We start from the raw sequence: 2,729 nt of genomic DNA, 5'->3' as shown, positions 1-2,729 counted from the left end.
GCCACCTGGAGAAACAAGTTTTGGACGTGTTTGGAACAGTTCGTTTGCAGCTTGTTTAACAATGCGATCATGGCTCCCGGTTAAAGTTTGCACAAGGCTTAGACGACGCTCACTGCTTTTGACAAACATATTGATCTGGTCTAGTTCTCCAGGGGTGAGATACCTAATCTCGGCATCTGCATTCAGAATCATCTTCGTAATAATACTCATTAACAAACTCCTGAAATTAAATCTATTTGAAAGGGTTAAAATATCTGCAGTTTGAACCAGCTATATCAGGGAACATTGTGAGTTTTCTTTGGTAAGTCCTGCTCTACCACACCCACATTTGCAATTGCTTATGGCTTTCTCACTAACGCTCGGAGCAAATTATTTTTAATCATCAATTGACGGAGAATTTCCAACAGGATTGCCCGTAACTTTTCTGGGGGAATTTCCTCAACTTGCTGGGTATAACGTACCAGCCTAAACTGTTGTTCCATAGTCAATTCAAAGTCTTGACGTTTAAGTGTTGGAAGCATGGGTTATTATCCTTTTTCTGTATGGCGTTAATACAGGTTTTTTATTGAGAAAGAATCAAACCTGAAAAACTGCCGTGGGGCAGAAACTACCTATAGTAACTGTCCCACGGATAGCCAGGGCTATTCTTACGTTTGGTTATGCAGGGATCAACACTGTGTCGATGATGTGGATAACACCATTATCAGCAGCAACATCTGGTGTTGTAACTGTGGCGTCATTTATCTTGACACCATGAGAAGCGTCAATTTTTACATCTTCACCTTCAACCGTTTTAGCTGACTTTAGTTTAACCACGTCAGCCGCCAACACTTTGCCGGAAACAACATGATAGGTCAGGATTTTTTTGAGCTTTGGAATGTCCTTAAGCAGTGCGTCTACTGTACCTTTGGGGAGCTTAGCAAACGCTTCATCGTTAGGAGCGAAAAGGGTGAAAGGACCCTTTGCTTTAAGAGTATCCACTAAACCAGCAGCCTTGACCGCAGCCACTAGCGTACTGAAAGAACCAGCTTGAACAGCAGTATCAACAATATCAGCCATTTAATTTCACCTAGTGAGTGTGTAATCTGCTAACAAGTTTCAGCATGACACCTCGCTGTTAGAAATCATGTTCGAGAAATCTTTTAAAACGTATAGTTTGTATAGGTTCTACTAAAACATTCTAAAGATACAGCAAGTCAAGTCATTAGTTATACGTGTTTATAAGGCGTTTGTTTGAAAGAACTACTCCTAAATTAGCTAACAGACAAATGCTTCCTAACGCCAATAAAATGTATGTGGGAGCCATAACGACTCCCACCGTAAACCAAGCGAATACGTGCAGTATCATCAACAAAGCAAAGACACTAGCAATTCCAGCCGTCTGCCAGATTGTAATAGTCGGACGACCCAACAGTGTAAAAATTATTGTTGATGCGGTAGCGACTAGGTTGGCTGGAATTAAAAAGGCACAAATCCCAATACAGTAAGTGCTTGAGAATTCAGTTAAGGTGTTAAAGTCGAGCATTAATTTTCTGGCTAATTTGCTAGATTGTATATGGATGTAGTTATGTACTTAGACATATCTAAAACTGGCATTTCTTGATAGCAATGGCTACAACGCCAGTAAATACCGCTTAAACGCACATGACGGAGTAAAACGTATGAGCAGCAAGGGCAATTATGCCGACTCCACATAGACGGCCAGGTATATGTAGTTATATTTTCTGGGTTTTTATCAATTATAGTGTGACTCAGTAATTGATTCGTTTTTTTGAATAAAGCTCGCATTTTGTTATTTCCTTTGTACTGACACACCTATCTTTTATTCCATATAATGGCGCTAATTTGTCGTTAAATCTACAATTTATTTAATCAAGAATTTGGAAGTCAAAATTCATGCTGAATCATGTAGAATTGGAGCTATCTCATTGAGATTTTTCTTCTAAATTAATTATAACTTATTCTTGAAAATCGTGTCGTGTTGCAAATGGTGTGGTGGTATCTAGAAAATTGGTACTCCTTAAAGGGAAAGTGAACACTCAAAAATCTGATTAAGAGATTAATTATAGTTGTTTTGAGAAGATTAACAGTATTTATTTTTCAAAATATGGATACAAAGATAGATGAAAAAATCCTTGTTTGAATCAACAGTTAGATAAGATTCATAAGAATCATTTTCCAAACATATTTACTTTCTATAAAAAGAAATTAAGAGGTAACGAAATGCCTAGGCTTGTAGGAAAGCGTTCTCATACTGGAGAAAACATCACTGTTTTCATCACCTTTGTCGCCATAGCCGGTGTCCTCCTTGAGTACTTTGGTGTAATTCATATTGTTCCCGGTTTTGATCGAGACAGACGCAACTTTGAGCTTCAAAGTTATCCAACCAATGAACAAAGTATTGAGCAAACTCATCAATAAGGCACTTACAAGTAATAAAATGCGTAAAGGTAATGATGTCATCGGTAAAGTTGTTGTTACTTACAACACAGGTAAGAAAATTGAGCGAATTAGAGATTTGATTTTTGATCACAAACGTAATCAAGTTTTAGGTTTCCTAGTTGAAGAAAAAAAACTATTTCGGGACGCAAAAGTGATTGCGTTGCAAGACGTGCAAGCAATTGGGTTAGATGCAATCGTGGTTCACTCGAATAAATCTGTGGTCGCATCACGTACTATTCCTGCAATTCAAGAGATCTTGTCTCAAAATAATGTGCTTCTAGGAACAA

Annotated in this window: 5 protein-coding genes and 1 pseudogene; 2 read left to right on the top strand and 4 right to left on the bottom strand. The window is 38.0% G+C overall.

Annotated features, from left to right (window positions below; all coding sequences use genetic code 11):
- The 4 genes and pseudogenes from G4P69_RS39760 to G4P69_RS35940 form a co-directional block, all read right to left on the bottom strand.
- Window positions 1-210, bottom strand: a pseudogene (locus G4P69_RS39760) (allophycocyanin); the annotation flags it as partial.
- Between the two features lie 128 nt (window positions 211-338).
- Window positions 339-521: an NblA/ycf18 family protein gene (locus tag G4P69_RS35950; RefSeq protein WP_208354698.1), complete on the bottom strand. Its 183-nt coding sequence runs from the start codon at window positions 519-521 to the stop codon at window positions 339-341.
- A 136-nt stretch (window positions 522-657) separates the two neighbouring features.
- A complete protein-coding gene (locus G4P69_RS35945; protein WP_208354697.1) occupies window positions 658-1,059 on the bottom strand; it encodes a fasciclin domain-containing protein in 402 nt (133 codons plus the stop codon).
- Window positions 1,060-1,204: 145 nt separating this feature from the next.
- A complete protein-coding gene (locus G4P69_RS35940) occupies window positions 1,205-1,525 on the bottom strand; it encodes a hypothetical protein (RefSeq protein WP_208354696.1) in 321 nt (106 codons plus the stop codon).
- A gap of 698 nt (window positions 1,526-2,223) precedes the next feature.
- On the opposite strand from G4P69_RS35940, the gene G4P69_RS35935 reads away from it, so the two are divergent.
- A complete protein-coding gene (locus G4P69_RS35935) occupies window positions 2,224-2,421 on the top strand; it encodes a hypothetical protein (RefSeq protein WP_208354695.1) in 198 nt (65 codons plus the stop codon).
- A gap of 19 nt (window positions 2,422-2,440) precedes the next feature.
- Window positions 2,441-2,729: PRC-barrel domain-containing protein (locus G4P69_RS35930; RefSeq protein ID WP_208354694.1), on the top strand; the 289-nt coding region annotated here is incomplete at its 3' end.

Source organism: Aetokthonos hydrillicola CCALA 1050 (genome assembly GCF_017591665.1).
Lineage (GTDB): Bacteria > Cyanobacteriota > Cyanobacteriia > Cyanobacteriales > Nostocaceae > Aetokthonos > Aetokthonos hydrillicola.
The sequence above is the reverse complement of the archived record's forward strand: the minus strand, read 5'-3'. Positions and strand labels throughout refer to the sequence as shown.

Excerpts from the sequence above, each read along its gene's own strand:
- G4P69_RS35940 (WP_208354696.1), bottom strand. The coding sequence starts at position 1,525 with ATGCTCGACTTTAACACCTTAACTGAATTCTCAAGCACTTACTGTATT.
- G4P69_RS35950 (WP_208354698.1), bottom strand. The coding sequence starts at position 521 with ATGCTTCCAACACTTAAACGTCAAGACTTTGAATTGACTATGGAACAA.
- G4P69_RS35935 (WP_208354695.1), top strand. The coding sequence starts at position 2,224 with ATGCCTAGGCTTGTAGGAAAGCGTTCTCATACTGGAGAAAACATCACT.
- G4P69_RS35945 (WP_208354697.1), bottom strand. The coding sequence starts at position 1,059 with ATGGCTGATATTGTTGATACTGCTGTTCAAGCTGGTTCTTTCAGTACG.